Source organism: Sphaerisporangium viridialbum (assembly GCF_049674955.1).
GTDB lineage: Bacteria > Actinomycetota > Actinomycetes > Streptosporangiales > Streptosporangiaceae > Sphaerisporangium > Sphaerisporangium viridialbum.
This window is the reverse complement of record NZ_CP187232.1, coordinates 393358-419679: the sequence shown is the minus strand read 5'-3', so window position 1 is coordinate 419679 and position 26322 is coordinate 393358. Positions and strand designations below refer to the sequence as shown.

The following is a 26322-nucleotide window of genomic DNA, read 5'->3' as shown; positions in this document are numbered from 1 at the left end:
GGGCCACCGGAACAGCACTCGTGCGCTGAAGAGCCCCTGGCCACTGCCGGGGGCTCTTCGATGTCTCCGCCACCAGGCTAAAAGTCGAACTCGCCCTTCTTCGCGCCATCGAGGAAGGCATCCCACACGCTGGCGCTTACGACGAAAGGCGCCTGCTCGGGAGCCTCGGTATCCCGCAAGCCGACCCTGCCACCGGACAGCGGAGCAACCTCTAGACAGTCGCCGCCATTCGATCCGCTCTTTGTGGCCTTGCGCCAGGCTGCGGTCTTCAGTTCGTCGCTCAGGTCCATAGCTTCTTCGCCTCTCTGACCAACTCGATCGAGACATGCTGGGGCAGCGCCTCAGCTCGTATGGTGTCGTACCTGCTGTAGACGGCCTCGACATCTTCTAGCCGATTTGTCACGTGTCCGTGAGTCGCGGAGTCGATATATACCGTATCCGCACCTCCTGGAAGCTGCGCGATCACGAATCCGCCGAGCAGCCCTGTAGTGGCTCCTAGCGCTAGGGGGCTCACCTGAATGCAGATCCTCGGGGACTCTACAGCTTCTATGAGACGTTTGAGTTGGTGCTGCATGACCTTCTTGCCGCCGATCGGCCGTTGGAGAATGCCTTCGTCCAACACGACCCGGAACATCGGCGGGATGGTACGGGCGAAGATCTCCTGTCGCTGCATTCGCGCCTCCACGAGCTTTTCCACCTGCTGATCCGTGAGGCCAGGCTCGCCGCGAATCACCAGCCGCGCATAATCCTCCGTCTGCAGAAGTCCGGGAACGTACAGCGGTTGCCAGGTGTGCAGGGTGTGTGCCTCCTGCTCGATGTCGAGCCACCCCCTGAACCACTGAGGGCTTGCCGAACGGGTGACCTGTGTCCACAGACGGATGATCTCCCCGTTCGCCGCCAGGGCGTCGTCGCAGCGTTGCGCGAAGTTGCGACTAGGCGTCCGCTGCCCTCTTTCGATGAAGCCGACCAGGCTCATGCTGAATTGAATGATTTCCGCTAAGCGCTCCTGGGAGAGATCCGCCCTTTTTCGATATTCCCGCAGCTCGGCACCAAAGAGGGCCAGGGACTTCACCGCTGAGTCGCGCGCGGCTGGAACGGACATTTCGCCTCCGTTCGTCGGGGGTTCGCTACACCGGAGCACAAATAGCACAGGCTCACTACAAAGTGTCTCGGAAATGTACGGGAACTTTCGCTGCACAACTTAGCTGGCCACAGGCACTCTGTGAAGGGCTTCGACAAGTACCGCCCCCGTCCCAGAACACCATGTATCGCTTAGACCCGTGCCGCGCTCATTGCGCACCCTGATTCACCAACTATGTCCGGATAAGAGAGGTAAAAAATGGCCGCCGAAACGACATGGATGCGTCACCAGGCAGAAAGTTCATCTACCCATCCGAAACAGGCTCGTCACTGGTTGGCGAGTGATCGGGCAGTCCGGTCGGGTGCGGGCGACGAATACTTCCGGGCTCGGGGTGTCTCGTTCAGCAGACGCCGGCCTCATCGAGACGGGGCGGCGGCATGAGGAGGCGCGATACCGAGGCGCGAGCGCGCGGACGGCACCGGCGAGGGGTGCCGTGCGCGCAGGCCGAGCCTCAACGGTGGGACATGCCCAAACAGACCGCCGCCCGGCGACTGGACCAGATCGAGCCCGCGTGGGCCATTTGGTACGGCGTGGGCACGCGACGGTTCTACGCCGTCGCCACCTGGCCCGCGCCCGAACCTCTGATCGTCCATGCACGCACCGCCGACGACCTCCGTGACCTGATACGCGAGGCCGAGTGCATCGTCCCGGTAAGAACCCCGAAGCACCAGCCCGAGGAGCCCTGAATGCCAGAAACGCCGGACGGTCCCCGTACCGTCGGCTGGGACGTGCCGGACGATCTGTCGATGGTGGGTAAGACCAGAGGCATGGTGAAGGACATTCTCACCACCTGGGCCTTCGAGAACCTCGCGGATGACGTCGTCCTGGTGGTCGGGGAGCTGCTGGCCAACGCGATCACCTATGGACGGCCCCCGGTCAGGCTCTCCATGTCCGCAGGAGCGGACGGGCTCTGTGTCGAGGTCACCGACCACGGTCCCGAACGGCCTCACCACCTGCACCTCGGCATCGAGGCCATCCACGGCCGAGGACTGACCATCGTCGAAGCCCTTGCCCACGAAGCAGGCGTCACCCCGCTCCCCGACATTCCTGGCAAGACCGTCTGGGGCCGATGGCGTCTTTCGACATCATTGGAGCAGGCATGAGCAGCGCGCACCCCTTAGGCAGGGCAGGTGTGGTCCTGCCGGTTGAGGACTACAACGAGGAGTTCGGGGCGGCCTTCGAGGCGGCCACGGGGCCGCTGTGGAAGCTGGAGCGGGCGCAGAATTTCTATGAGCCTGACGTGGCGAGCTGGCGGGCCATGATGAACGGCGACTGGGGCGCGGCCTTGGCGCTCGCGGCCGAGATGGGCGCGGCGTTGAAGGACTTCTACACGGTCCGGCCCCCCGTCCACCGCGTGAGGATCGTGGAGCGACCGCCGACGCCGTACGTGCAGTGGGAAATGCACGTGCTGGCGGCCAGGGTAGGCGCGGGAGAGCGGGTCAGAGTGCTGCCGGTGGAGGCCGTGCGCGATATGGACCCACTGCCTGAGCTGTTGGTCTTGTCGGACTCACTGCTGTACGAGGTGCTGTACGACGACATCGGCGGCCACCTCGGCGGTCGACGGGTCACCGACCCCGCGATGGTCGGGCCGTGGCTGGAGCTGGTGAGGGGCATCTACGAGCGCGGCGAGGAGCTGCTCGCCTACTACGAGCGCGAGATCGCGCCGCTGCCCCCACCCCGGATCACCGACGAGATGCGCGCCCTGCTTCCCGAGTACGGCTCCCATACCGAGACGTTCAAGGGCTAGTTGGCGGGGGCCGTTTACGGCTGGAAGTACTCCGACATCAGGCGGCTGACCCATTCCGGCTGCTTGATGTTCACCGCGCGGAACTCCGCCATCGTCGGCTTCAGGTCAATGACCGGGGTGCCGGAGACCGCGTCGAGGCCCACCACCGTCAGTTCGCGGCCGTGGACGGATTCGATGGCGCAGCACGTTACCCCGATGCGGTTCGGTCTGCGGGGGCCGCGGCCGGCGAAGACACCAACGGGCGGGAGGTCGGAGCGGCCGCGGTAGGGGCGGGGTTCACGGTAGTCGTCGTGTTCCGGGAACTGGTCGAAGATGAAGAGGATCTCCACGTGGGAGAAGCCCTCCAGACCCTGGAGGCACGCCTCGCCGAAGCGCTCGTCGATGGTGATCGTGCTGCGGACGGCACCCCAGTTGTCCGTGTGCTGGACGTCCGTTCGGTTGTTCCGGACTGTACCTATCGGTGTGACCTCGAAGCTTGGCATGGCAAGGTTCTATCGCTTTTGCCAGCGGCGTGCCCAGATGAGGATGGCGGCGAGGTGGAGTGCGGCCTGGTAGGCGAGGGCGTAGCGCGCGAGGACGCACCTACACCGTCGCCAGGTCAGGCGCATGCGAGGCAAATGGCTAGATGCCCCTTAGATATGCAATAGCTAAGCCGCTTTTAACTGGCATATGGGTGTGGTTTAGTCAAGGGGAGGGCATGCTGTGTTAAACGGTCGCATGTGCGTGGCCTGGTGGCGAGGAGGGGCTGATGCAGCCCACGTTGATCGACCTCACGGATGGCGTGTCTCCCCGCGCGCGGATGCGCCTGGCGGGTGACCTGCGAGCGCCGGGCGAGCTCAGCGTGGCCGATCTGCGGGCCATGCCGCAACGGCAGGCGGAGGCGACGTTCCTCTGCCGTACCTCGGGGGTCCGGCGGCACCACTTCGCAGGTCCGCTGCTGGTGGACGTGGCCCGCATGGCCGAACCGACCTTCGACGCCTCCGGGCGCAAGGACCGGCTGCGGTTCCTGGTGTCGGTGCTGGGAGGCGACGGTCACCACGCGGTGCTGTCGTGGGGGGAGATCGATCCCGAGTTCGGCAACGCGGAGGTGCTCGTGGCCGTCCAGATGGACGGGCGGGACCTGGACGAGCAGGGGCCGCACCTCGTGGTGCCGGGCGATCGGTGCGGGGGGCGGCACATCAGCCGCATCGTCGAGATCCGTGTCTGCGCCGACGCGCGCATGTGGAGCGACCGCCGCTTCTGACCCCGAGCCGGGCCTCGCGCTGCCGCACGCGCGCCAGAGCGACAGCCCGACCACCATGACCGGGCAAGGTCTAGGACGTCGGGTCATTTGGATGTTCGCCCACCCGGCAAGGGATTGACGGCTGAGCCGTGTGTCGCCCACCCAACCCTTCACCTCACCGGACGGCAGGTGAACCACCGACGTCAGGATGTCAGGGCACGAGGCCGCGGAACAGGTCGTCCCAGTCCGTGAGGAAGCGTTCGAGGCTGTACCGGGCGAGGGCGGCGGCACGTCCCGCCTTTCCGGCCTGGCGTGCGCGCGGCGGGTCGTCCGCGAAGGCTCGTAGCGCGTCGACCAGCGTGGCCGGGCGCGTCGACACCACCCCGGCCTCCGGTGGCACGGCCTCGACGGCCTCGGTGGTCGCGAGCGCGACGACCGGCAGGCCGAGGAGCATCGCCTCGATCAGGGACAGCCCGAGCGAGGTCCACCGGTAGGGATGCAGGTAGACCCTGCGCCGCGCCAGCTCGGCGTGCATCGCGGACTGCGGCAGGTCCTCGTGGACGGCGACCCGGCCGGCCGTACCCGGCCCGGCGGGAAGGCCGGCCGAGCCCAGCTCGGCGGGAAGGCCGGTTGTACCCGGCCCGGCGGGAAGGCCGGTTGTGCCCAGGTCGGCGGGGAGGCTGGTCACCTTCATGCCGAAGACGTCGAGCGGGACGGCCGCCGCGAAGCCGGGCAGCAGGTCGGTGCCGGCCACCCGCCGACGGCGGAGGGGCTCGTTGACGACGACGCCCGCGCGTGCCAGCTCACCCGTGTAGCGGTAGCCGGGGTCGACGACCCCGTGCTCGATCACGTGGACGGGGGCCAGGCCCGAGTCCCAGAACAGCGCGTTGAAGTGGGTGACGTGCACCAGGGGGATGTCGCCGCGGCCCGCCAGCGGATGCCTGGTGTGCGGGACGTCTCCGGCCGGGGTGTTGTGCTCGACGTAGACCGCAGGCACGTCCCGGCCGGGGCGGCGGCCGGTCCAGCGCTCCGCCAGCTCGATCTCGTGTGGCCGCTGCAGCACGACCACGTCGAACTCCTCGCGGGCGAGGCGTTCGCACGGCACCTCGCGCACGGTGTCGGGCCAGGGGTACGTCCGCGCCCGGCCACGGCCGTCGGGGCAGCGGTCCGGCGTCAGCGGCACGACGTAGTCATGGGCGCCCTGGACGAACGCCGTGGCCCACGACCCGTGCACGTGCCAGAACAGGATCCTCATCGAACGCCTCGAACCTGGAGGTCATCAGCAGCGGGCGGGAAGCCGGGCGAGCGACGCGAGCACAGGGCCATCTCCACGGCGAGGCCCAGATCGGCGGCGACCTCCCAGGCCGCGGCCACCTCCGCGGGCAGCGTCTGGGCCGTCGGCACGAGGATGCCCCGCGCCCCCGCCGCGCGGGCGGCCTCCATGTCACGGCCGATGTCCCCGATCACGACGCAGTCTTCGGGGCGGACGCCCAGGGTGGCCGCGGCGCGCAGGACCAGGCCGGGCGCCGGCTTGCGGCACGCGCATCCGTCCGCCTCCTCGTGCGGGCACACCGCCCAGACGTCGAACGGGCCGAGAAGCTCCTCCACGCGCGCGTTGACGCCCGCGAGCGCGGCCGGGGCGATCAGGTTCCTGGCGACACCCGACTGGTTGCTGACCACGCCGATCGGCACGGCGGCCTCGCGGAGCCGGTCGAGCGCCTCGCGGGCTCCTGGCACGGCCTCGACGCGCGCGGGCTCGGCGTTGTACGGCACGTCCTCGATCAGCGTGCCGTCACGGTCGAACAGCACCGCGGCCGGCGGGTGATCCATGCTCGACAAGCGGCACCTCCGCGGGTCGTTCCCCCACGCCTTGGCTACCCGGGCTGTCGGCCGACAAAACCCCGCCATCCATTACTTAGCGTGACAAAGTTCAAGATTCCCGCCTCTCTACCTCGACTTATACGCAAAGCCGCGTTTGGCAGTCGCTCCTCTCGGTAACCAGACTCCCGCGGCCCAACGGAGGTAAGCCGATGCGGTTTCTGGGGATCAACGCCATATTTCATGATCCGGCAGCGGCCTTGGTCGTGGACGGAGAGGTCGTAGCGGCCGCGGAGGAAGAGCGGTTCAGCCGCCGCAAGCATGGCAAGCGCCCGGTGCCCTTCTCGGCGTGGGAACTGCCCGAACAGGCGGCCGCGTGGTGCCTCGCGCAGGCAGGCCTGCGACCCGAGGACCTGGACGGCGTCGCGTACTCCTACGACCCGGAGCTGGTGCGGCTCGACCTGGAGAGCCCCGCCGAGCACGGCCTGGACGAGAACTGGGAAGAGCTCCGCACGACCTACGCGCGCCGCGCCCCGGCGTTCCTCGCCACCGCGCTGCCGGGCCTGGACTCCGCGCAGGTGCGCTACGTGCCCCACCACGTGGCCCACGCCGCGTCGGCCGGGCTGGCCGCGCCGTACCGCGACTCGGCCGTGCTGGTCTGCGACGGCCGGGGCGAGGCCGTGTCCCACCTGGCCGGGCACTACCGGGACGGCGAGCTGACCGTCCTCGCCGCACAGGAGCTTCCGCATTCGCTCGGCCTGATGTACGAGGAGGTCACCGCGCACCTCGGCTTCCTGCGGTCCAGCGACGAGTACAAGGTGATGGCGCTCGCGGCGTACGGCGAGCCACGCCACCTCGGCGAGCTGCGTGAACTCATCTACACGACCGGCGACGGCGGCTTCCGCGTGGAGCCGGTCGACTGGGGCGGCTACGCCAAGGCGCTGACCAGGGACGACCACGCGACGCGGGACCGCTGGACCGCCGACCACGCCGACCTCGCCGCCAGCGTCCAGGCCCGCCTGGAGGAGGTGCTCCTTGAGCTCGCCGGGTGGCTGCACGAGCGTACGAACGAGCGGTGCCTCACGATGGCCGGCGGGGTCGCGCTCAACTGCGTGGCCAACACCCGGCTGCTGAACGATGGACCGTTCGACGGGATCTGGGTGCAGCCGGCGGCGGGCGACGCGGGCACCGCGCTCGGCGGCGCGCTGTACCTGTCGCACCTGCACGGGGAGCCGGTGGCGCCGATGACCGGCGTCGACCTCGGCCGGGGATGGAGCGACGAGGAGCTGTCCGCGTGGCTCACGTCCGCGAGGGTCCCCTGCACGCGGCCCGCCGACCTGGCGGGGGCGGTGGCCGCCGAGCTGGCCGCCGACCGCGTCGTCGCGTGGTTTCAGGGACGGTCGGAGTACGGCCCGCGCGCGCTCGGGCACCGCTCACTGCTCGCCCATCCCGGCCCCGCCGCCAACACCGAGCGGCTCAACGACGTGAAGGGGCGCGAGCAGTTCCGCCCGATCGCGCCGATGGTGCTCGCCGAGCGCGCCCATGAGATCTTCGAGCGCGGTCCGCTGCCGAGCCCGTACATGCTGTTCGTCCACGACGTACGGCCAGAATGGCGCGAGCGTATCCCCGCGGTGCTGCACACCGACGGGACGGCGCGCGTCCAGACCGTGGACCGGGCCACCGATCCGCTGCTCGCCCGGCTGCTCGACGCGTTCGGCGCCCGCACCGGGCTCCCTGTGCTGGTCAACACCAGCCTCAACTCCGCGAACCGGCCCATGGTGGACGACCCGCGTGACGCCCTTGAGTGCTTCGGCTCCTCGCCGGTGGACGTGCTGGCCATCGGACCGTACCTGGTGCGCCGGGAGGAGGTGGTCGCCTCATGATCACCGTCGTGATCCCCACCATCGGGCGGCGGAGCCTCAACCGGATCCTGGACGCGCTCGACCCGGACCTCGACGTCATCGTGGTGGACGACCGGCCCCGGTTTTACCCGTCGCTCAAGGTTCCTGGCGGCGTACGGGTGCTGCGTACTGGCGGTCAGGGGCCCGCCGCCGCGAGGAACCTCGGCTGGCGGGCCGCGGGGACGCCATGGATCGCCTTCCTGGACGACGACGTGGTGCCGTCGCCCGGATGGAAGGAAGTGCTGCTCACCGACCTCGCCGACCTCCCCGAGGACGTCGCCGGGTGCCAGGGGCGGCTGAAGGTGCGGCTGCCCGCCGGGCGACGGCCCACCGACGCAGAGCGGAACACGGCCGGCCTGATGTGGGCGGACTGGGCCACGGCGGACATGGCCTACCGGCGTTCCGCGCTGGAGAGCGTCGGCGGCTTCGACGAGCGCTTCCCGCACGCCTACCGCGAGGACGCCGACCTCGCGCTGCGGCTGCTCAAGGCGGGCTACGGGCTCGCCAAGGGAAGGCGCGTCACCAGCCATCCCGTGCGCGACGACGGCTTCTGGACCAGCGTGCGCGCCCAGCGCGGCAACGCCGACGACGCGCTGATGCGGCGGGTCCACGGAACGGGCTGGCGGGCCGCCGTGGGAGGCGTTCCCGGGCGCCTGTCACAGCATGCCGTGACCACCGCGCTGGGGCTCGCGTCGTTCGCGCTGCTCACGGCCGCCGGCCTCCGCGGGGACGCCGCCCGGCGGACCCGGCGCCTTCCCGTTCTCGGCGCCGCCGCCGGGGTGGGCTGGCTCGTGCTCACCGCCGAGTTCGTCTGGGCTCGGCTCGCTCCCGGACCCCGTACTCCCGAGGAGATCCTGCGGATGGCCGTCACCAGCGTGATCATCCCACCCGCCGCCTGCGCGCACCGCCTCCGCGGAGAACTGCGGGTGCGCCGGTGACCGGGACCACACCAGGGGACGGCCCCGCGCCGGGGGCCACGCCCGCGCCGGGGGCCAGGGCCGCGCCGGGGGCCAGGGCCGCGCCGGGGGCCAGGGCCGCCCGGCGGGCCAAGACCGCTCGGCAGAAGGCGGGGACCGTTCTGGTGGCCCGGCTCGACAACGCGGGCGACGTCCTGCTGGCCGGGCCGGCGATACGCGCGGTCGCGGCGGGGGCCAGGGAGGTGGTGCTGCTCACCGGCCCGCACGGCGGCGCCGCCGCCCAGCTGCTGCCCGGCGTCGACCGGGTGCTCGAATGGCGTGCCCCGTGGATCGACCCCGACCCGGTGCCGCTCGAACGGCCGCACGTGGACCGGCTCGTCTCCCTGGTCGAGAGGACCGCTCCCGATCTGGCCCTGATCTTCACGTCCTTTCACCAGTCGTCGCTGCCGCTGGCCCTGCTGCTGCGCCTCGCGGGCGTCCCCAGGATCGCCGCGATCAGCGAGGACTACCCCGGGTCGCTGCTCGACGTCAGGCACATCGTGGACGAGGCCGTCGACGTGCCGGAGGCCGTGCGCATGCTCGACCTGGCACGCGCGGCGGGGTTCGAGCTGCCCGACGGCGACGACGGCGCGCTCGCCGTGCGCCGGCCCCTGCCCTCGGTGCACCAGCTCACCGGTCCGCCCGGCTATGTCGTCGTCCACCCCGGCACCTCGGCGCCCGCGCGGGCGTGGCCGGCCGAGCTGCACGCCAAGACCGTACGGGACCTCGTGCTCGCGGGCGCGCGCGTGCTCGTGACCGGCGACCCGGACGAGCAGGCGCTGACCGCCCAGGTCGCCGGGGCGTACGGCGCCGACCTCGGCGGGGTCACCACCTTTCCCGAGCTCGCGGCCGTGCTCGCCGGGGCGGCGGTGGTCGTGGTCGCCAACACCGGTCCCGCGCACCTGGCCGCGGCGGTCGGCACGCCCGTGATCAGCCTGTTCGCCCCGGTCGTGCCCGCGGAGCGCTGGGCGCCGTACCGCGTGCCGGTCGTGCTGATGGGCGACCAGCAGGCCCCCTGCAAGGGGAGCAGGGCCCGCGTGTGCCCCGTACCCGGCCATCCCTGCCTGTCGAAGGTCACCAGCGAGCAGGTGGTCGACACGGTCTTCGCCCTGATGTCCCATGCGGCCGGGGCGCGACCGCGGGCCACGACCGGGGTCGCGAACGGATCCGCGGGCGAGCCGAGCGACGCGGGCAGTGCGAGCGGCGTCAAGGAGGGGGCGCGATGAGGATCGCCCTGGTGTCCGAGCACGCCAACCCGCTGGCCGCGGTCGGCGGGGTGGACGCGGGCGGGCAGAACGTCCACGTCGCCGGCCTGGCCGCCGCTCTCGCCACGCTCGGGCACGAGATCACGGTCTACACCCGGCGCACCGGCAAGGACGAGCCGGGCACGGCCTCTCTGGCGCCGGGCGTGAATGTCGAGCAGGTGCCCGCCGGGCCGCCCGTGCCGGTGCCCAAGGACCAACTGCTGCCCCACATGCCCGCCTTCGCCGCGTACCTGGCGCGGCGCTGGAAGGCGGAACGGCCCGACGTGGCGCACGCCCACTTCTGGATGAGCGGGATGGCGACGCTCACCGCGGCCGACGAGCTGGGCATACCGGTCGTCCAGACGTTCCACGCGCTCGGCACGGTCAAGCGGCGCTGGCAGGGCACGGCCGACACCAGCCCCCCGAGCCGCGTCGCCATCGAGTACGACATCGGGCAGCGCGCGTCGGCGATCATCGCCACCTGCACCGACGAGGTCAAGGAACTCACCGCGATGGGCGTGCCGGTCGACCGTGTCGCGGTCGTGCCCTGCGGCGTCGACCTCGGGCTGTTCCGCCCGGACGGCCCCATCATGCGGCACGCCGACCAGAACGGATATGTGCGGATCCTCAGCATCGGCAGGCTCGTCCCCCGCAAGGGCATCGACACGATCATCGAGGCGCTGCGGCAGGTGCCCGGGGCCCAGCTGATCGTCGCGGGGGGCGAGCCCGGTGACGAGGAGGCGCTGCGGCTGGGCAGGCTGGCCACCGCGTCCGGGCTCGACGGACGGGTGCGCCTCGTCGGCAGCGTCGACCGCGCGGACGTGCCAGCGCTGATGCGATCGGTGCAGGTCGTGGTCACCACGCCGTGGTACGAGCCGTTCGGCATGGTGCCGCTGGAGGCCATGGCCTGCGGGGTCTCCGTCGTCGCGTCGGCGGTCGGCGGCCACCTGGACACGGTGGCCGGGTGCGGCGTCCTGGTGCCCCCGCGACGCCCACGGGTGCTCGCGGGGGTGCTGCGCGACCTGCTGGCCCGCCCCGACACGCGTACCTCGCTCGCCACCGCCGGGATGCGGCGTGCGCGGTCGAGGTACGGCTGGCCGCACGTGGCCGCCCAGACGGAATCGGTGTACCGCAGCCTGATCGGCGACCACAGTCTCGTCACGGCGAGGGGTTGAGCCATGCACCCGCATCTCTCGCGCCTGAGCACCGCGCTGTCCGCCGTGAACGCCGACACCCCGAGGATCTACGTCTGGGGCCGCAAGCTGGCGAAGGTGCTGTCCGGCGGTGGGAGGCTGCTCGCCTGCGGCAACGGCGGCTCGGCGGCCGAGGCGCAGCACCTGACGGCCGAGCTGGTGGGCCGGTTCCGCACCGAGCGCTGCCCGTACGCGGCCATTCCCCTGCACTCCGACACCTCGACGTCGACCGCGATCGCCAACGACTTCGGCGCCGACGAGGTGTACGCCCGCCAGGTACGCGCGCACGGGCGGCCAGGCGACGTCCTGTTCTGCCTGTCCACCAGTGGGGCCAGCACGAACGTCCTCGCGGCGGCCGACGCGGGCAGGGCGGGCGGGCTCATCACCTGGGCGCTGACCGGTCCGGCTCCGAACCCTCTGGCCGGGCTGTGCGACGAGGCGCTGTCGGTCCCCTCGCCGGACAACGCGACCGTCCAGGAGGTCCACCTCGCGGTGATCCACATGCTCTGCGACGTGCTCGACGGGTCCGGGGAATGACGGCGGCGCCGATCGTCGTCGTCGGCGACTCGCTGCTCGACGTGGACATCGAGGGCGACGCGGACCGGCTATGCCCGGACGCGCCGGTCCCTGTGGTGCTCGGGCGCTCGGAGCACCGCCGTCCCGGAGGCGCGGGCCTCGCCGCCCTGCTCGCGGCGCGCGAGGGCGCGGAGGTCGTGCTGATCACGGCACTCGGCGAGGACTCCTCCGGGCAGCGGCTGCGTGCCCTGCTGTCGGGCTTCGCCGAGGTCGTACGGCTGCCGCTCCGCGGTACGACGTCACGCAAGACGCGGGTCCGCGCGCGCGGGCAGACGCTGCTCAGGATCGACACGGGCGACGGACGGGCCTGGCGCGGGCCCGAGGGCGACCGTGCGGCCCGCGCGCTGCGGAACGCGGGCGCGGTGCTGGTGTCCGACTACGGGCGCGGCACCGGCGAGACCGTACGCCACCTGCTGAACGGCCTCACCGCGCCGATGGTCTGGGACCCGCATCCGTCGGGCGCGCTACCCGTGCCGGGCTGTGCGCTGGTCACACCGAGCGAGGCGGAGGCGGCCGTGCTGTGCGCGCGTCCCTGCGCCGATCCCGAGCCCGCCGCGCGCCGGCTCGTACGTGAACTGCACGCGGGCGCGGTCGCGGTCACGCTGGGCATGCGCGGCGCGGTGCTGTCCAGCCGAGGCGGCCGCACCGCGCGGGTGCCGCCACCCGCCTCCGTCATCGGGCGCGACTCCTGCGGGGCAGGTGACCGGTTCGCCGCCGCGGCCGCGCTGGCCCTGCGCGGCGGGGCGTCGATCCAGGACGCGGTGACGGTCGCGGTGGTCGAGGCGACGCGGTTCGTCCAGGCCGGCGGGGCGGCGGCCATCCGGCTGCCCGAGCCCGCGCTGGGCGACCGGCCGCGTACGGCCGCGGAGCTGGCCGCCCTGGTACGGGCGACGGGCGGCAGGCTGATCGCCACGGGCGGATGCTTCGACCTGCTCCACGCCGGGCACGTCAGCCTGTTGCGGCAGGCCAGGGCCCTCGGCGACGCGCTCATCGTCTGCGTGAACGCCGACGACTCCGTGCGCCGTCTCAAGGGACCGGGCCGTCCGGTCGTCGCCGAACGCGACCGGGTGGAGATCCTGCGGGCGCTCGGCTGCGTGGACGCGGTGGTGGTCTTCACGCAGGACACCCCTTCCGAGCTCATCGAGCGCCTTCGCCCGGATGCGTGGGTGAAGGGCGGCGACTACACGGGGCGGGAACTGCCCGAGGCCGAGGCGGTGCGCCGCGGCGGCGGCGAGATCGTCGTCCTGCCCAGCGTGCCCGGCCACTCCACAACCGGCCTCATCGCCGCCGCGCAGGAGGTGATGTGAGCCCTTCCTGAGATCATCACGGCCCCATTGAAGCCCCCTTCAACCGAGGAGCAGCATCGATGATCGGAAACATCCTGGTCACCGGCGGGGCGTCGGGCCTGGGGAGGGCCACGGTCACCGCCATCGGCAAGGCGGGCGGGCGGCCACTGGTGATCGACGTCGATCCGCCCGAGAACGGCGTGGACCACGTGGTGGCCGACCTCGCCGACCGCGAACGGGCGGAACGCGCCGTACAGGAGCTGGGCGACCGGGCGGGCGGCCTCGACGGCGTGGTGACGGCCGCCGGGATCGACATCTGCGGGCCGCTGTCGGCGGTGCCCGCGGCCGACTGGGAACGGGTGATCCGGGTCAACCTGCTCGGCACCGCGTCGGTGGTGCGCGCCGCCCTGCCGTACCTGCGGCGCTCGGGAGGACGCGTCGTTACGTGCGCGTCCACGCTCGGCCTGCGTGCGGTCGGGGACGCCACGGCCTACTGCGCCGCGAAGTTCGGCGTCGTCGGGTTCACCAGGGCGCTGGCCGCCGAGCTCGCGGGTGAGGTGGGGGTAACGCTGCTGGTGCCGGGGGGCATGCGGACGAGCTTCTTCGACGGTCGCGACGAGCGCTACAAGCCTGGCCCGGACGCGCACCTGAACCAGCCGGAGGACGTGGCCGCGACCGTGGTGTTCGCGCTCGGCCAGCCCAGGGGCTGCGAGATCCGCGAACTCGTCGTCTGCCCCTCCACCGAGACGTCATGGCCGTGACCGCGCCGATGCCTGTGCTGCTGGTGTTGCGGGGGCTGGGGCTGGGCGACCTGCTGACGGCGGTTCCCGCGCTGCGGGCGCTGCGGCGTGCCCATCCCGATCACCGGATCGTGCTGGCCGCGCCGGCCGCCCTCGCGGGCCTGGTCTCGCTGATCGGCGCCGTCGACGAGCTGGTCGACGTCAGGGGCCCGGGACCGGTGCCCGCCGACCGGCCCGCCATCGCGGTGAACCTGCACGGGCGCGGCCCGGAGAGCATCGTCGCGCTGAGCCGCGTCCGTCCCGGATGGCTGCTCACGCACGCCCACCCGGAGTTCCCCGGTATCGAGGGCCCGCCCTGGCGCCAGAAGACGCACGAGGTGCGGCGGTGGTGCGACCTCGTGGAGTGGTACGACATCGCCGCCGACCCGGCCGACCTCCACCTCACCACCGACCCGGCGCAGTGCGTGCCGGCCAGAGTGCCGGGCGGGTATGTGATCGTTCATCCGGGGGCGGCGTCGCGGGCGCGGTGCTGGCCCGCCGAGCGGTTCGCGGAGGTGGCCGCCGCGCTGGCCCATGCCGACCACCGGGTGCTGGTCACCGGGAACGCGCCGGAGCGGTCGCTCGCCTTCCGTGTGGGCACGCTCGCCGGGCTGCCCGTCGAGAACGTGCTCGCGGGGCGTACGGACCTGCGGGAGCTGGCGAGGCTCGTCGCCGGCGCGCGCCTGGTCATCTGCGGGGACACGGGCGTCGCCCACCTGGCGACGGCCTGCGCCACACCGTCGGTGGTGCTGTTCGGGCCGGTCTCGCCCGACCAGTGGGGGCCACCGTCCACAGGAAGGCATGTGGCCCTGTGGGCCGGGCGGACCGGCGACCCCCATGGCAACCGGCCCGATCCGGGCCTGCTGGAGATCGGCACCGACGCGGTACTGGATGCCGCCGTGAACCTGATGGGGGTGAGCGTTCCATGACGGCACGCCGAGTGGTGGTCACCGGAGGCGCGGGATTCCTCGGCTCGCACCTGTGCGAGCGCCTGCTGGCCGAGGGCGCCTCCGTGATCTGCATGGACAACTTCCTCACCGGCTCGCCGGCCAACGTCGAGCACCTGATGGGGCGCCCACGGTTCCGCATCGTCGAGTGCGACCTCACGGGGTTCGTGCACGTGCCGGGCGAGGTGGACCTGGTGCTGCACTTCGCCTCTGCCGCGTCGCCGACCGACTACCTGCGCCATCCGATCGCCACGCTCAAGGTCGGCAGCCTCGGCACGCTGCACGCGCTCGGCCTCGCCCGCGAGAAGGACGCCCGCTTCGTGCTCGCCTCGACCAGCGAGGTGTACGGGGACCCGCTGGAGCACCCGCAGCGTGAGACGTACTGGGGGAACGTCAACCCGGTGGGACCGCGCAGCGTGTACGACGAGGCGAAACGGTTCGCCGAATCCCTGACGACGGCCTACCGCAACTCCCATGACGTGGACACGGCCATCGTGCGGATCTTCAACACGTACGGCCCGCGCATGCGGCCCCACGACGGGCGGGCGATCCCGACGTTCGTCCGCCAGGCCCTCGGCGGGGAGCCCATCACGGTCACGGGGGACGGCAGCCAGACCCGGTCGATCTGCTACGTGGACGACACCGTGCAGGGCGTGCTCACCCTGGCAGACAGCGGTTTCGAGGGACCCGTCAACATCGGCAACCCCTCGGAGCTGTCCATGCTGGAGCTCGCCACGATGGTCCGCGACCTGACGGGCTCGTCGTCGCGGATCATGTTCGTCGACAGGCCGGTGGACGATCCGGGCGTCCGCCGCCCTGACACGTCCCTGGCCGCGCGCCGGCTCGGCTGGCGTCCCGAGATCGACGTGACCACCGGACTCCTGCGAACCATCTCGTGGTTCGAGCGCGAACTGCTGGAGACGAGCGCGTCCTGATTCCGGCATCACCTCAGCCGACGTGGACCTGGGGCCTTCGGTCCGCGCGGGGCTCGGCTCTGCGGAGGATCTCCCTGGTGAGCTGGGGGACGTCGCCTCCGCCGAGGATGAGATAGCCGAGCAGGGCGAGCACGGGGTTGCCCTCGGCCCAGTGGAAGTAGATCTGCGGGATGAGACCGGTCATGTCCCGCAGGTGGAGGAGGATGGCGGCGATCGCGTTCGGCACCGAGGGGCTGCGGGTGGTCAGGAAGCGGCAGCCCTCCCGCTCCTCCCCCTTCACCTCCAGCGTGCTGCTGAACTCCGAGGCGTCGCCGATCGTCACCTCCAGGAACAGCACGGGCACGTCCGGCGGGAGGCGGTGCAGCCTGCGGGCGCGCCTCTCCTTCGCGTGGTAGTCGATGCGACCGCGCTCGTCCGGGTTGGTGGACACCAGGACGAGCTGCCCCGACGCCGCCACCTCCTGGACGAACGCCCGCGCCCGCTGGTCCGGCCTGACCTCCTCCACCCGCAGTTCGAGCGACCGGGTGGCCCGGGAGACGAAGGAGGTGAGGATGATCGTGCCGATGAAGAACGAGGCGATCTTGATGCCTTCGGGACGCTCGAAGATGTTGGCGATCGCGGTGTAGGCGATGACCAGAGTGATCACGCCGAAGTGGACGAACCCCCGCCGATCATCCCGGCGATGGGCCGAGATCGTCACGGCCAGCGCGGCGGAGAGGATCACGACGAGCACGCCCGTCGCGTACGCGCCGCCCTGGGCGTCGACGTCGGCCCTGAAGATGATCGTGATGGCGAACGCCACCGCGGTGAAGACCAGGACGAGCGGGCGGGTGGCCGCCGCCCAGTGCGGCGCCATGCCGTACCTCGGCAGGTAGCGCGGCACCACCGTCAGCAGGCCCGCCATGGCCGACGCCCCGGCGAACCACAGGATGGTGATCGTGCTGATGTCGTAGAAGCTGCCGAAGCCCTCGCCCAGGTAGGCGTGGGCCAGGTAGGCGAGGGCGCGTCCGTTGGCCTTGCCGCCGCGCGCGAACTCCTTGGCGGGAATCAGCACGGCCGTGGTGAAGCTGCTGGCGATCAGGAAGAAGCTCATGATGGACGCCGCGGTGGTGAGCAGGCGTCTCGCCCCCATGATCCTGCCCACGGGGTGCTCGGGGTCGTCGTTCCGCTCGCCCCTGATCAGCGGCATCACGGCCACACCGGTCTCGAAGCCCGACAGTCCGAGCGCCAGCTTGGGGAAGACGAGCAGCGCCACGCCGATCATGACGAGCGGGCTGGAGTAGTGCGTCGTCAGCAGCGCCTCCCAGTGCAGCACCGGGCCGGGGTCGGCGGCCAGGTGCTGGAGAGCCACCGCGACGACGACCAGATTGAGGGCCAGGTAGACGGTGACCAGGCCCACCGCGATGCCGATGGCCTCGCCGAACCCCGCGAGGAACACCGCCCCGAGCAGGGCGACGAGCGCCAGCGTGACCCCGATCCTGTGACCGTGCAGGACGCTCGGCGCTATGGGGTTCTCGATGACGTGCGCGGTGGCGTCGGCGGCCGAGAGGGTGATGGTGATGATGAAGTCGGTCGCGAGGAAGCCGAGCAGCACGAGCACGAGGATCTTCCCCGGCCAGCCGGGCAGGTGGCGCTGGAGCATGGCGATGCTGCCCTGCCCGTGCGGGCTCTCCTCCGCGACGCGGCGGTAGACCGGCAGCGCGCCGAACAGCGTGACCGCCACCAGCACCAGCGTGGCGATGGGCGACAGCAGGCCGGCGGCCAGGAAGGCGATGCCCGGCTGGTATCCGAGGGTGGAGAAGTAGTCCACCCCGGTGAGGCACATGACGCGCCACCAGGGATGCTGCTTGGTGGGCGTCGCGTGCGCGTCCTTGGCAGGCGGCCCCTCAAGCAACCACCGCGCCAAAGGCCGCCACCACCGCCCCCGCCTCCCCTCCTCCCCGTCACCCCCATCCCCCGAACCTCCGCCCCCAGGACCCCCGTCCGCAGGACCTCCATTCCCGCTCCCGTGTCCCGCGTTCCCGTGGCCGCCGTTCCCGCTCCCGTGGCCCACGTTCCCGTGGCCGCCGTTCCTGGTGTTTCCATGGGGTTCGGAGCCGGGGGTGCTGTTCTCCGTGCCGCCCTGTGCCGGGGCTCCGTTCCCGGAGTCTCCGTTCCCGGCCGTGTCGGGGCCCGTACCCAATACCGTCACTCCCCGTCACAGATCCGCTCGGCCGTTGAAAGTTTCAGCACCTCTCATGCCGGAGACTCGCGGCGTCGGATTGATACCCCCAGGTGAGCCCGGGTTTACCCGGTCGGCGGCACCGATTGGAACAACGGCCGTGAGGTCGCTCTGATGGTGGTTTCGTATGGATTCATCTACGTTTCGCCCAGATCCATATCCGAAGGCCGGCCGTCCTGGTCCGGTTTACCGCGCGTTAGAAATCGAAGCGCTTCGATAAATCTCTCGTGAAGGGGAGAGTCATGCGCCATATCGCCAAATCCCCGGTGCGTCGGCTGGTGGTCATGGGATCGGCGGCGATCACGCTGGCCGCCGCGGTCACGGCCGTATCGGCCGGTGCCGAGGCCGCCGCCGCCGGCTGCCGGGTGGACTACACGGTCTCCTCCCAGTGGGCCGGAGGCTTCACCGGCAACGTCAGCGTGACGAACCTCGGTGACGCGATCGACGGCTGGAGACTCGTGTGGAACTTCACCGCGGGCCAGCAGGTCACCCAGGCCTGGAGCGCCACCGTGACCCAGAGCGGTACGCAGGTGACCGCGGCCGACACCGGCTACAACGCCGCGCTCGCCACCGGCGCGAGCACCTCGTTCGGCTTCAACGGCTCGTGGAACAACTCCAGCAACCCGGTGCCCGGTTCGTTCGCGCTCAACGGCGTCACGTGCACGGGTTCGACCGGACCGACACCCACCGTCACGCCGACGGTGACCCCCACAGCGACGCCCACCGTGACGCCCACGGTGACCCCGACTGTGACCCCAACTGTGACGCCGACGACCACCCCCACGGCCCCGCCCGCCAACGCGCGCCAGGCGGAGCGGCTCAACCGGGGGATCATCAGCGCGAGGTCGGGCAGCGGCAACTTCGTCACCTGGCGCCTGCTGGGCACCGATCCGGCGAGCGTGGCCTTCAACCTCTATCGGGGCTCCACCAAGCTGAACTCCTCGCCGATAACCGGGTCCACGAACTACTTCGACAGCGGTGCCGCGGCGGACGCCTCGTACACCGTGCGGCCGGTCGTCGGGGGCACCGAGCAGGCCGCGTCGGAGCCGTCACTGCGGTTCGGCGGCGGCGACTACCTCGACGTGCGCATACAGCCCCCGTCCGGAGGCACGTCGCCCGACGGCGTCGCGTACACCTACAGCGCCAACGACGCCAGCGTGGGCGATCTCGACGGCGACGGCCAGTACGAGTTCGTGCTGAAGTGGGACCCGTCGAACTCCAAGGACAACTCCCAGTCCGGCTACACCGGCAACGTCTACGTGGACGCCTACCGCCTCAACGGCACCCGCCTGTGGCGTATCGACCTCGGGCGCAACATCCGCGCCGGGGCCCACTACACGCAGTTCCAGGTGTACGACTACGACGGCGACGGCAGGGCCGAGGTCGCGATGAAGACCGCGGACGGCACCGTCGACGGCACCGGCAGGGTCATCGGCAGCTCCTCGGCCGACTACCGCAACAGCTCCGGCTACATCCTGTCCGGGCCTGAGTACCTGACGATGTTCAACGGCCAGACCGGCGCCGCGATGTCCACGGTGAACTACGACCCGCCACGTGGCACCGTGTCATCCTGGGGCGACAGCTACGGCAACCGTGTCGACCGGTTCCTGGCCGCCACGGCGTACCTGGACGGCACCAGACCCAGCCTGGTCATGGCGCGCGGCTACTACACCCGCACGGTGCTCGCGGCATGGGACTTCAGGAACGGCACGCTGACCAAGCGATGGACCTTCGACTCCAGCAGCTCGGGCAACAGCGCGTACGCGGGCCAGGGCAACCACAACCTGTCCGTCGCGGACGTGGACGGGGACCACAAGGACGAGATCATCTACGGCGCCATGTGCGTGGACGACACCGGCAGGGGTCTGTGGAACACCGGCAACGGTCACGGCGACGCCCTGCACGTCGGCGACCTCGACCCGTCGCGAGCCGGTCTTGAGGTGTTCAAGGTCGACGAGGACGGCACCAAGCCCAGCTCGTGGATGGCGGACGCCCGTACCGGGCAGGTCCTGTGGACGACCCCGCCGAACGGCGACAACGGGCGCGGCGTTTCCGATGACATCTGGTCCGGCAGCGCGGGCGCCGAGTCGTGGTCCGCCGCGGCCGACGGCCTGCTGAACACCAAGGGCGCCAACGTGGGGCGCAAGCCGTCCTCGATGAACTTCCTCGCTTGGTGGGACGCCGACCCGGTGCGCGAGCTGCTCGACCGCACCCAGGTCGACAAGTACACGACCAGCGGCGAGAGCCGCCTGCTCACGGCCTCCGGGGTCCACTCCAACAACGGCACCAAGGCGACGCCGTCGCTGTCGGCCGACCTGTTCGGCGACTGGCGCGAGGAGATCGTCTGGCCGACCACCGACAACACGGCACTGCGCATCTACACGACGACGGCGGTGACCGACCGGCGCATCGTCACCCTGATGCACGACACCCAGTACCGCGAAGCCATCGCCTGGCAGAACACCGCCTACAACCAGCCCCCACACCCGAGCTTCTTCATCGGCAACGGCATGCCGACTCCCCCGATCCCAAACATCTACGTCCCCTGAACCACGCGCCCACTCGATGGCCCCCTGAACCGTGCTCTCGCTCAGGGGGCCATCGCAGCGCCCGATCCATGAGAGTCCTCATCCACTGCTCGCTCTTCGGCAGCATGCGCGCATAGACGCGGAGTGTGATCGTGGGTCAACGTGACCGAGCCCGCGCGAGGGATCATGGCGCACACCTTCGCGGCGTGCACGTAGCCGGCGAACGCCCCCCGGCGCTTGGCCGAGGGCAGCCACGTGATGTCGATGGCCTTGAGCATGCAGTGCCAGCAGATCGGTGAGGTCACGACCCGCCCGCCGCGTACCTGGCACGGTGCGCGATGTCGTCCTGCACGCCGAGTTCCATCTGTGTGGCTCGGTCACCACCCGGACTCGTTCCATGCGCTGGCCGGCCGATATGCGCCCGCCGATCCGTGCCGTCCAGTCGGCCAGCATGTGCTCGTCCAGCTCGAGTAAACCCTTCTACCCCCGTCTACCGGGTGCACCTCGCAGGCTGGTTGGTGCAGCGCTGTGCTCGTTCCCGGCCGCACATGAGCTTGTTCCCGGCCGCATGTCGGGAGGTCCCTGAGCTGGGTGGGCATCAACCGCTTGACCCCGTCACGTGGGTGCTGGGTAGGCAAATCACCCGATACGCCGCTACCGGGGACAGCAAACCACTGGCTTAGAGGGTGAAGTCGGGGGAGCCGCCGGTCAGGTAGAAGGTGGTGCCGTGGGCTTTGGCTTCGAGGGCGGCGTGGAGGCGGCGGATGAGGTAGGAGGGCATCAGGGCTCTGGCCTCGTCCTCGTCGAAGAAGCCGCACTCGTCCAGCTCCTCCTCCTGGAGGACGAGCCCTTCGGCGCCCGGCAGGCTGCCGCAGTCGAACAGGAAGTGCACCAGAGGCAGCGGGCGCTCGGAGAACGGCGGCACCCAGTGCACGCCCAGCAGCCTGCCGACCGGCAGGGTCAGCCCGAGCTCCTCGGTGATCTCACGCGCGCACGCCTCGTCCGGAGTCTCGTCCTCGTCCACGTGACCGCCCGGCCAGAGCCAGTGGGCCCGGTAGTTCGGCTTGACGAGCAGCACGCGGCCGGACGGGTCGGTGATGAGCGCCCCCGCTCCCGCGAGGCTCTTGTTGATCCGCTCGTAGAAGACGTCAGACGAGATCGCAGCCATGATCAGACCGTAGCGCCGAGCAGTCCCCTAAGGGCTGACCCGTAGACCTCAAGGCGGACGGCCCGGCTCGCGCCCTACCCCCTCCGCACTACCCACATCTAGGTTTCACGGCGGATGTAATCGAATATCCGGACTTCTACCTTTAGAAACGAGGGAGACGCGGTGGTGTTCGGCCTGGCGCCGGAGGCTCGCCGAGATCGTGTACGGCTCGCGCCACATCTGGAAGGTCGCGCCTGAGGGGGAGCGGCCATCCAGAAGAGGAGGGTCGCCTTTGAGGGAGGGCGGCCTCCACGGGGGAGGCGCGAGCCGTGCGCATCTCCGCCAAGCCGAAACCGGCCGTACGCACAGGACAACCAGCGAACATCAGGGACAAAGAACCCCGTAACCGTTCAGAAACGACCAAACAGTAAAATATTCGATCGTGGCGGCCGACCGGATACCTGGGCGAGTTTGGATCATCTGGGCCATAGGCGTCTTCGCCTACGCCATCGCCGTATTCCACCGCCAGTCCCTCGGCGTAGCCGGCATCGAAGCGGGCCTCCGGCTCGGCGTCGGGGCGACCGGGCTGTCGATGCTCGCCATGCTCCAGCTCCTGGTCTACGCCGGCATGCAGATCCCCGTCGGGATGCTCGTCGACCGGCTCGGCTCCAAGCGGATGCTGCTCATCGGGGCGGGCGTCATGGCCTGCGGTCAGCTCGTCTTCGCCGTGTCCGGCGGGCTGCTCGACGCCATCGCCGGCCGGATCCTGGTGGGCTGCGGCGACGCCATGACGTTCATCAGCGTCATCCGGCTCGTCAACGTGTGGTTCCCGGCGCGGCGCAACCCGCTGATCGTCCAGCTCACGGGCCTGCTCGGCCAGCTCGGCGCGGTCGCCTCCGCCGTACCGCTGATCCAGGGCCTGCACCACTACGGCTGGACGCCGACCTTCCTCACCGCCGCGGCCGTCGGCGGGCTGTCCCTGGCACTCGTGGCGGTGCTGCTGCGCGACGCGCGCCCAGCGGAGGCCGCCGAGCGTCCGCGCCTTCGCGAGGCGTGGGCCGAGCCCGGGACCCGCCTCGGCATGTGGACCCACGCCGCCACCCAGTCGTCCTCCGCCGCGTTCCTGCTGCTGTGGGGGTACCCGTTCCTGGTCGAGGGCCAAGGGCTGCGCCCCGCGACGGCGGGCGTGCTGCTGACCACGCTCACCATTCTGGGCATGGTGTGCGGGCCGGTGCTCGGCTACCTCGCCGGACGCCACCCCTTCCACCGGTCGCGCATGGTGCTGATCGTCATCGGCTCGACCGCCGGGGCCTGGACCGCCGTGCTGCTGTGGCCGGGGCAGGCACCGCTCTGGCTGCTCGCGGTGCTGGTCGTCGTGCTCGCGGGGAACGGCCCCGGATCCATGATCGGCTTCGACTTCGCCCGGACGTTCAACCCGTCCGCGCGCATCGGCGTGGCCACCGGCATCGTCAACGGCGGCGGCTTCACCGCCACCATGTCGGTGATCGCCTTCATCGGCATCGCGCTGGACCTCCGCGGCGGCGTCGGCCTCGACGCCTACCGCTGGGCGTTCGCCGTGCAGTATCCCGTCTGGATCCTCGGCGCCGTCCAGGTATTGCGCTACCGGGGCAAGGCCCGCAGGCTGATCGCCAAGCTCAGCGAGGACCTCGAAGAGGCCCGCGACACGGCGGAGCCGTCACGTCCCTGCGCGAGCCCCACCTGAGAGCTCGGTGAAGGCCTCGGGGAAGTGCCCGGTGCCGATCAGGCCGCCGCGGACGCGCACCCTGCGCAGGAGGTCTTCCCTGGTCGACACCGCCAGCTCGGGGTCGTGGTCGTGGGCGTAGGTGATCGCCGGGTTGGCGAGCTGGACGGGATGGAGCACCACGTCGCCCGTCAACGTCAGCGGCCCGATCTCGACCACCTGGTGGCCCGGGGTGTGCCCGGGGGCGAGCTGGACGCGGACACCGGGGATGACCTCGGCGTCGCCCTTCACGGCGTCGACCAGCCCGGCCAGCGGGCGGAGCACCCGTTCGAGGATGGGGTTGGGACCGGTGCTCTCGATCCAGTCGATCTCGGCCCGCTGGAGGACGTGCCGGGCATTGGGGAAGGCCGGGACGCCGCCGACGACCGCGCCACCGGCGTGGTCGCTGTGCAGGTGGGTGAGCACGACGGTGCCGATGTCGGCCGGCGCGACGCCCCGCGCGGCGAGCTCGCCGATCAGGCCCCCCGGCACCGGTGCCCAGCTGGAGGCGGGCGAGTCGGACCCGCCGATGCCGGTGTCGACCAGCACCGTGCGCCCCGTGCGGTCGCGCAGCAGGTAGCAGCGGAAGTGCAGTACCCAGTCGTCACCGGAGACCCCGGCCCAGTCGCCGGGTGAGCCCCCGGAGAGGATCTCGCGCAGCGGTTGCCTGAGGTCGCCCCCCATCGGGCCCACCGCGTCGCACAGCGGGATCACCTCGACCCCGGCGATCGACCTGGGCGCGTACGACATCGAACTCCCTCAATCGGTCGGCAGTGCCGCCCAGACTAGCGATCGGGGCTTGCGCGTGGATCGCCCGATGCTGTTATGTTTGATATGGCGCTCCAGCGCGGCCGGCTCGGCCCCGCGCATGTTCCGGAGCAGCTTCTCTCCCGCCGCCCGCTGAGGGCACGTTCTTTCCCGCCGCCCGCCAAGGGCAGGCATCTCGCACCGATCATCTCCACGCCACCGTTCGGGCATCGCTCCCGACGGGTCGCCGTGGGACCGTCGCGCGCGCCCTTCACCGGCCGTCTCAGCGGCATGCGGCCTCCATCTTCCAAGGACGGACCATGACCGTAACCACCGAAGCACCATCAACGAACACCGAACCCGCGCAGAAACGGCCACCGCGCCGGCGCGCGACCACCGACCACCCGATCGAGCAGGTCTCGGGGCTGGTCGACGTCCGGGACAAGGGCGCGTTCATCAGGACGAGCGGCTACCTTCCCGGCGAGAACGACGTCCGCCTGCCCCTGTCACAGGTCAAGGAGCTCGGCCTGCGCCCAGGTGACCTCGTGCTGGGAAGCACGCGCAAGCCGTACGACAGGCTGGCGGGCCTGGTGTCCGTCAACGGGGGGCTCCCCGGCCAGGCCAGGCCGCACTTCGCCGGGCTGACCCCCATCCATCCCCGTCAACGCCTGGTCCTCGAAACGGACTCCCCGATCACCCGCCTGATCGACCTGCTCACGCCGGTCGGCAAGGGCCAGCGCGGCCTGATCGTCGCGCCGCCCAAGGCCGGGAAGACCATGGTGCTCAAGGCGATCGCGGACGCCGTCACGAGCAACCACCCCGGCGTCCACCTGATGATCGTCCTGGTGGGCGAACGGCCCGAGGAGGTCACCGACTTCCGCGAGTCGGTCCACGGAGAGGTGGTCGCCTCGACGTTCGACCGGCCGGAGCGCGACCACACGGCGATCGCCGAGCTGGCGGTCGAGCGGGCAAAGCGGCTCGTCGAGCGCGGCACGGACGTCGTGATGCTCCTGGACTCGCTGACCCGGCTCGGCAGGGCGTACAACGTCATCGCCCCGAACGGCGGCAAGACCCTCACGGGCGGCATCGACGCCCAGGCCGTCCACCTGCCGAAACGCCTCTTCGGCGCTGCCCGCGCGGCACGGGAGGGCGGCTCGCTGACGATCATCGCGACCGCGCTCGCCGAGACCGGCTCGCGGATGGACGACTACTTCTTCGAGGAGTTCAAGGGCACGGGCAACATGGAGCTGCGGCTCAGCCGCGCGCTCGCCGAGCACCGCCTGTTCCCCGCCATCGACGTGTCCGCCTCCAGCACCCGCCGCGAGGAGCTGCTGCTCGCCGACGGCGAGCGCGAGGTCATCTGGCGGCTCCGGCGCGTGCTCTCGGGCCTCGACCGCGAGCAGGCCCTCACCGTGCTGCTCGACCGCCTCCGCGAGACCCCGACGAACGCGGCCTTCCTGCGGCAGGTGGCCACCTCATGATCTCAGGTCAGTACGCCACCCCGACCGCCTGCTTCACCGTCGCGGGGTCGTCCACCATCGCGAGCATCGCGTGCGCCAGGTCCGCGCGCGAGATCGTGTAGCCGCGCGGCACGTTGCCCCCGACCACCCGGCGGTAGTTGCCGGTCAGCGGCTTGTCGGTCAGGCGGGGCGGGCGCACGACGGTCCACTCCGCGGCGCTGCGCCGCACCTCCTCCTCCATCGCCCCGAGGTCGGCGTACACGTCGCGCAGGGCCCTGCGCAGCAGCGGCAGCGCCATCGCGCGGTACCACAGGGCCTCCCCCTCGGGCACCGGGCCGACCGGCACCGCGCTGAGGACCGCGATCCTGCGGACGTCGTTCGCGTCCATCGCCCGCAGGATCGACCGCAGCGCCATCGAGGCGATGCCCGCCTCCTTCCTGCTGTTCGCCCCGAGCGCCGAGATGACGGCCTCCCGGCCGGTGAGCGCGGGGCGCAGCGCGTCGGGGCTGGTGACGTCGGCGGTCACCACCTCCAGCGCGGAGTGGCTGATGGGCAGGCGCGCCGGATCGCGCACCACGGCCGCGACCTGGTGACCCGCGTCGAGCGCCTGCCGGACGACTTCTCTTCCCGTACCGCCGGTGGCTCCGAAGACGGTGAGCTTCATGAGACATCCCCCCATAAGTTGGTGAGTACTCACTCACATCATAGGATGAGTACCCGCCCTCCACGCGGG

The 26322-nt window shown here is 71.0% G+C and carries 26 protein-coding genes; 16 read left to right on the top strand and 10 right to left on the bottom strand.

Annotated elements, in window-relative coordinates; genetic code table 11:
• Window positions 1-77: 77 nt before the first annotated feature.
• Window positions 78-290, bottom strand: coding sequence for a DUF397 domain-containing protein (locus ACOZ38_RS01905; protein WP_424528345.1), 213 nt, complete (start codon window positions 288-290; stop codon window positions 78-80).
• A complete protein-coding gene (locus tag ACOZ38_RS01900; RefSeq protein ID WP_424528343.1) occupies window positions 281-1102 on the bottom strand; it encodes a helix-turn-helix domain-containing protein in 822 nt (273 codons plus the stop codon). Before ACOZ38_RS01900 ends, ACOZ38_RS01905 begins: the two co-directional genes overlap by 10 nt.
• A 503-nt stretch (window positions 1103-1605) precedes the next feature.
• On the opposite strand from ACOZ38_RS01900, the gene ACOZ38_RS01895 reads away from it, so the two are divergent.
• Genes ACOZ38_RS01895 through ACOZ38_RS01885 form a run of 3 tightly spaced genes read left to right on the top strand, consistent with a single transcriptional unit; the run spans window position 1606 to window position 2888 of the window.
• Window positions 1606-1827, top strand: coding sequence for a hypothetical protein (locus tag ACOZ38_RS01895; protein WP_424528341.1), 222 nt, complete (start codon window positions 1606-1608; stop codon window positions 1825-1827).
• The gene (locus ACOZ38_RS01890) at window positions 1828-2244 is read left to right on the top strand and encodes an ATP-binding protein (protein ID WP_424528339.1); all 417 of its coding nucleotides are present in this window, start codon (window positions 1828-1830) and stop codon (window positions 2242-2244) included.
• On the top strand, window positions 2241-2888 hold the full coding sequence (locus ACOZ38_RS01885; RefSeq protein ID WP_424528337.1) for a DUF6879 family protein: 648 nt from the start codon (window positions 2241-2243) through the stop codon (window positions 2886-2888). Before ACOZ38_RS01890 ends, ACOZ38_RS01885 begins: the two co-directional genes overlap by 4 nt.
• 14 nt (window positions 2889-2902) lie before the next feature.
• Here ACOZ38_RS01885 and ACOZ38_RS01880 read toward each other — a convergent pair whose 3' ends face one another.
• Window positions 2903-3370 carry an SAM-dependent methyltransferase gene (locus ACOZ38_RS01880; protein ID WP_350845742.1) on the bottom strand — a complete coding sequence of 156 codons (468 nt, stop codon included), beginning with the start codon at window positions 3368-3370 and terminating at the stop codon, window positions 2903-2905.
• A 266-nt stretch (window positions 3371-3636) separates the two neighbouring features.
• Here ACOZ38_RS01880 and ACOZ38_RS01875 point away from each other — a divergent pair, with 266 nt between their 5' ends.
• The gene (locus ACOZ38_RS01875; protein ID WP_424528335.1) at window positions 3637-4131 is read left to right on the top strand and encodes a hypothetical protein; all 495 of its coding nucleotides are present in this window, start codon (window positions 3637-3639) and stop codon (window positions 4129-4131) included.
• Window positions 4132-4321: 190 nt separating this feature from the next.
• Here ACOZ38_RS01875 and ACOZ38_RS01870 read toward each other — a convergent pair whose 3' ends face one another.
• Together ACOZ38_RS01870 and ACOZ38_RS01865 are read right to left on the bottom strand one after the other, a co-directional pair.
• Complete coding sequence (locus tag ACOZ38_RS01870; protein WP_424528333.1) at window positions 4322-5365, bottom strand: glycosyltransferase; 1044 nt, start codon at window positions 5363-5365, stop codon at window positions 4322-4324.
• Window positions 5362-5940, bottom strand: coding sequence for a D-glycero-alpha-D-manno-heptose-1,7-bisphosphate 7-phosphatase (locus ACOZ38_RS01865; RefSeq protein ID WP_424528331.1), 579 nt, complete (start codon window positions 5938-5940; stop codon window positions 5362-5364). The genes ACOZ38_RS01870 and ACOZ38_RS01865 overlap by 4 nt, the downstream gene beginning before the upstream one ends.
• 200 nt (window positions 5941-6140) lie before the next feature.
• Here ACOZ38_RS01865 and ACOZ38_RS01860 point away from each other — a divergent pair, with 200 nt between their 5' ends.
• The 9 genes from ACOZ38_RS01860 to ACOZ38_RS01820 all read left to right on the top strand — a co-directional run bounded on the left by ACOZ38_RS01860 (window position 6141) and on the right by ACOZ38_RS01820 (window position 15745).
• Window positions 6141-7811 carry a carbamoyltransferase family protein gene (locus tag ACOZ38_RS01860; RefSeq protein WP_424528329.1) on the top strand — a complete coding sequence of 557 codons (1671 nt, stop codon included), beginning with the start codon at window positions 6141-6143 and terminating at the stop codon, window positions 7809-7811.
• Window positions 7808-8767: a glycosyltransferase family 2 protein gene (locus ACOZ38_RS01855; RefSeq protein WP_424528327.1), complete on the top strand. Its 960-nt coding sequence runs from the start codon at window positions 7808-7810 to the stop codon at window positions 8765-8767. The genes ACOZ38_RS01860 and ACOZ38_RS01855 overlap by 4 nt, the downstream gene beginning before the upstream one ends.
• A 140-nt stretch (window positions 8768-8907) precedes the next feature.
• A complete protein-coding gene (locus tag ACOZ38_RS01850) occupies window positions 8908-10011 on the top strand; it encodes a glycosyltransferase family 9 protein (RefSeq protein WP_424536944.1) in 1104 nt (367 codons plus the stop codon).
• Window positions 10008-11204 carry a glycosyltransferase gene (locus ACOZ38_RS01845; RefSeq protein WP_424528325.1) on the top strand — a complete coding sequence of 399 codons (1197 nt, stop codon included), beginning with the start codon at window positions 10008-10010 and terminating at the stop codon, window positions 11202-11204. Before ACOZ38_RS01850 ends, ACOZ38_RS01845 begins: the two co-directional genes overlap by 4 nt.
• A gap of 3 nt (window positions 11205-11207) precedes the next feature.
• Entirely contained in the window at window positions 11208-11759 is a 552-nt protein-coding gene (locus tag ACOZ38_RS01840) for a D-sedoheptulose-7-phosphate isomerase (protein WP_424528323.1), read from the top strand.
• The gene (gene rfaE2 / locus ACOZ38_RS01835) at window positions 11756-13105 is read left to right on the top strand and encodes a D-glycero-beta-D-manno-heptose 1-phosphate adenylyltransferase (protein WP_424528321.1); all 1350 of its coding nucleotides are present in this window, start codon (window positions 11756-11758) and stop codon (window positions 13103-13105) included. Before ACOZ38_RS01840 ends, rfaE2 begins: the two co-directional genes overlap by 4 nt.
• Window positions 13106-13164: 59 nt before the next feature.
• Window positions 13165-13845, top strand: a complete 681-nt coding sequence (locus ACOZ38_RS01830) for an SDR family oxidoreductase (protein WP_405143415.1) — start codon at window positions 13165-13167, stop codon at window positions 13843-13845.
• On the top strand, window positions 13836-14792 hold the full coding sequence (locus tag ACOZ38_RS01825; protein WP_424528318.1) for a glycosyltransferase family 9 protein: 957 nt from the start codon (window positions 13836-13838) through the stop codon (window positions 14790-14792). Before ACOZ38_RS01830 ends, ACOZ38_RS01825 begins: the two co-directional genes overlap by 10 nt.
• Window positions 14789-15745, top strand: coding sequence for a UDP-glucuronic acid decarboxylase family protein (locus ACOZ38_RS01820; RefSeq protein ID WP_424528316.1), 957 nt, complete (start codon window positions 14789-14791; stop codon window positions 15743-15745). Before ACOZ38_RS01825 ends, ACOZ38_RS01820 begins: the two co-directional genes overlap by 4 nt.
• Before the next feature lie 13 nt (window positions 15746-15758).
• Here ACOZ38_RS01820 and ACOZ38_RS01815 read toward each other — a convergent pair whose 3' ends face one another.
• Complete coding sequence (locus ACOZ38_RS01815) at window positions 15759-17651, bottom strand: amino acid transporter (RefSeq protein WP_424528314.1); 1893 nt, start codon at window positions 17649-17651, stop codon at window positions 15759-15761.
• Between the two features lie 557 nt (window positions 17652-18208).
• Here ACOZ38_RS01815 and ACOZ38_RS01810 point away from each other — a divergent pair.
• Complete coding sequence (locus tag ACOZ38_RS01810) at window positions 18209-20515, top strand: cellulose binding domain-containing protein (RefSeq protein ID WP_424528312.1); 2307 nt, start codon at window positions 18209-18211, stop codon at window positions 20513-20515.
• A 78-nt stretch (window positions 20516-20593) separates the two neighbouring features.
• Here the strand turns inward: ACOZ38_RS01810 and ACOZ38_RS01805 are convergent, their stop codons facing one another.
• Both ACOZ38_RS01805 and ACOZ38_RS01800 read right to left on the bottom strand, forming a co-directional pair.
• Entirely contained in the window at window positions 20594-20959 is a 366-nt protein-coding gene (locus tag ACOZ38_RS01805) for a DUF6879 family protein (RefSeq protein ID WP_424536943.1), read from the bottom strand.
• A gap of 214 nt (window positions 20960-21173) precedes the next feature.
• The gene (locus tag ACOZ38_RS01800; protein ID WP_405143405.1) at window positions 21174-21662 is read right to left on the bottom strand and encodes an NUDIX domain-containing protein; all 489 of its coding nucleotides are present in this window, start codon (window positions 21660-21662) and stop codon (window positions 21174-21176) included.
• 421 nt (window positions 21663-22083) lie between these two features.
• Between ACOZ38_RS01800 and ACOZ38_RS01795 the strand changes: the two genes are divergently transcribed.
• Window positions 22084-23364, top strand: a complete 1281-nt coding sequence (locus ACOZ38_RS01795) for an MFS transporter (protein ID WP_424528309.1) — start codon at window positions 22084-22086, stop codon at window positions 23362-23364.
• Here the strand turns inward: ACOZ38_RS01795 and ACOZ38_RS01790 are convergent.
• Window positions 23338-24132, bottom strand: a complete 795-nt coding sequence (locus ACOZ38_RS01790; RefSeq protein WP_424528307.1) for an MBL fold metallo-hydrolase — start codon at window positions 24130-24132, stop codon at window positions 23338-23340. The genes ACOZ38_RS01795 and ACOZ38_RS01790 overlap by 27 nt on opposite strands.
• A 317-nt stretch (window positions 24133-24449) precedes the next feature.
• Here ACOZ38_RS01790 and rho point away from each other — a divergent pair, with 317 nt between their 5' ends.
• Complete coding sequence (rho, locus tag ACOZ38_RS01785) at window positions 24450-25610, top strand: transcription termination factor Rho (protein WP_424528305.1); 1161 nt, start codon at window positions 24450-24452, stop codon at window positions 25608-25610.
• A gap of 7 nt (window positions 25611-25617) precedes the next feature.
• On the opposite strand, the gene ACOZ38_RS01780 is transcribed toward rho, so the two are convergent.
• Window positions 25618-26253, bottom strand: a complete 636-nt coding sequence (locus tag ACOZ38_RS01780) for an NAD(P)-dependent oxidoreductase (RefSeq protein ID WP_424528303.1) — start codon at window positions 26251-26253, stop codon at window positions 25618-25620.
• Window positions 26254-26322 lie beyond the last annotated feature (69 nt).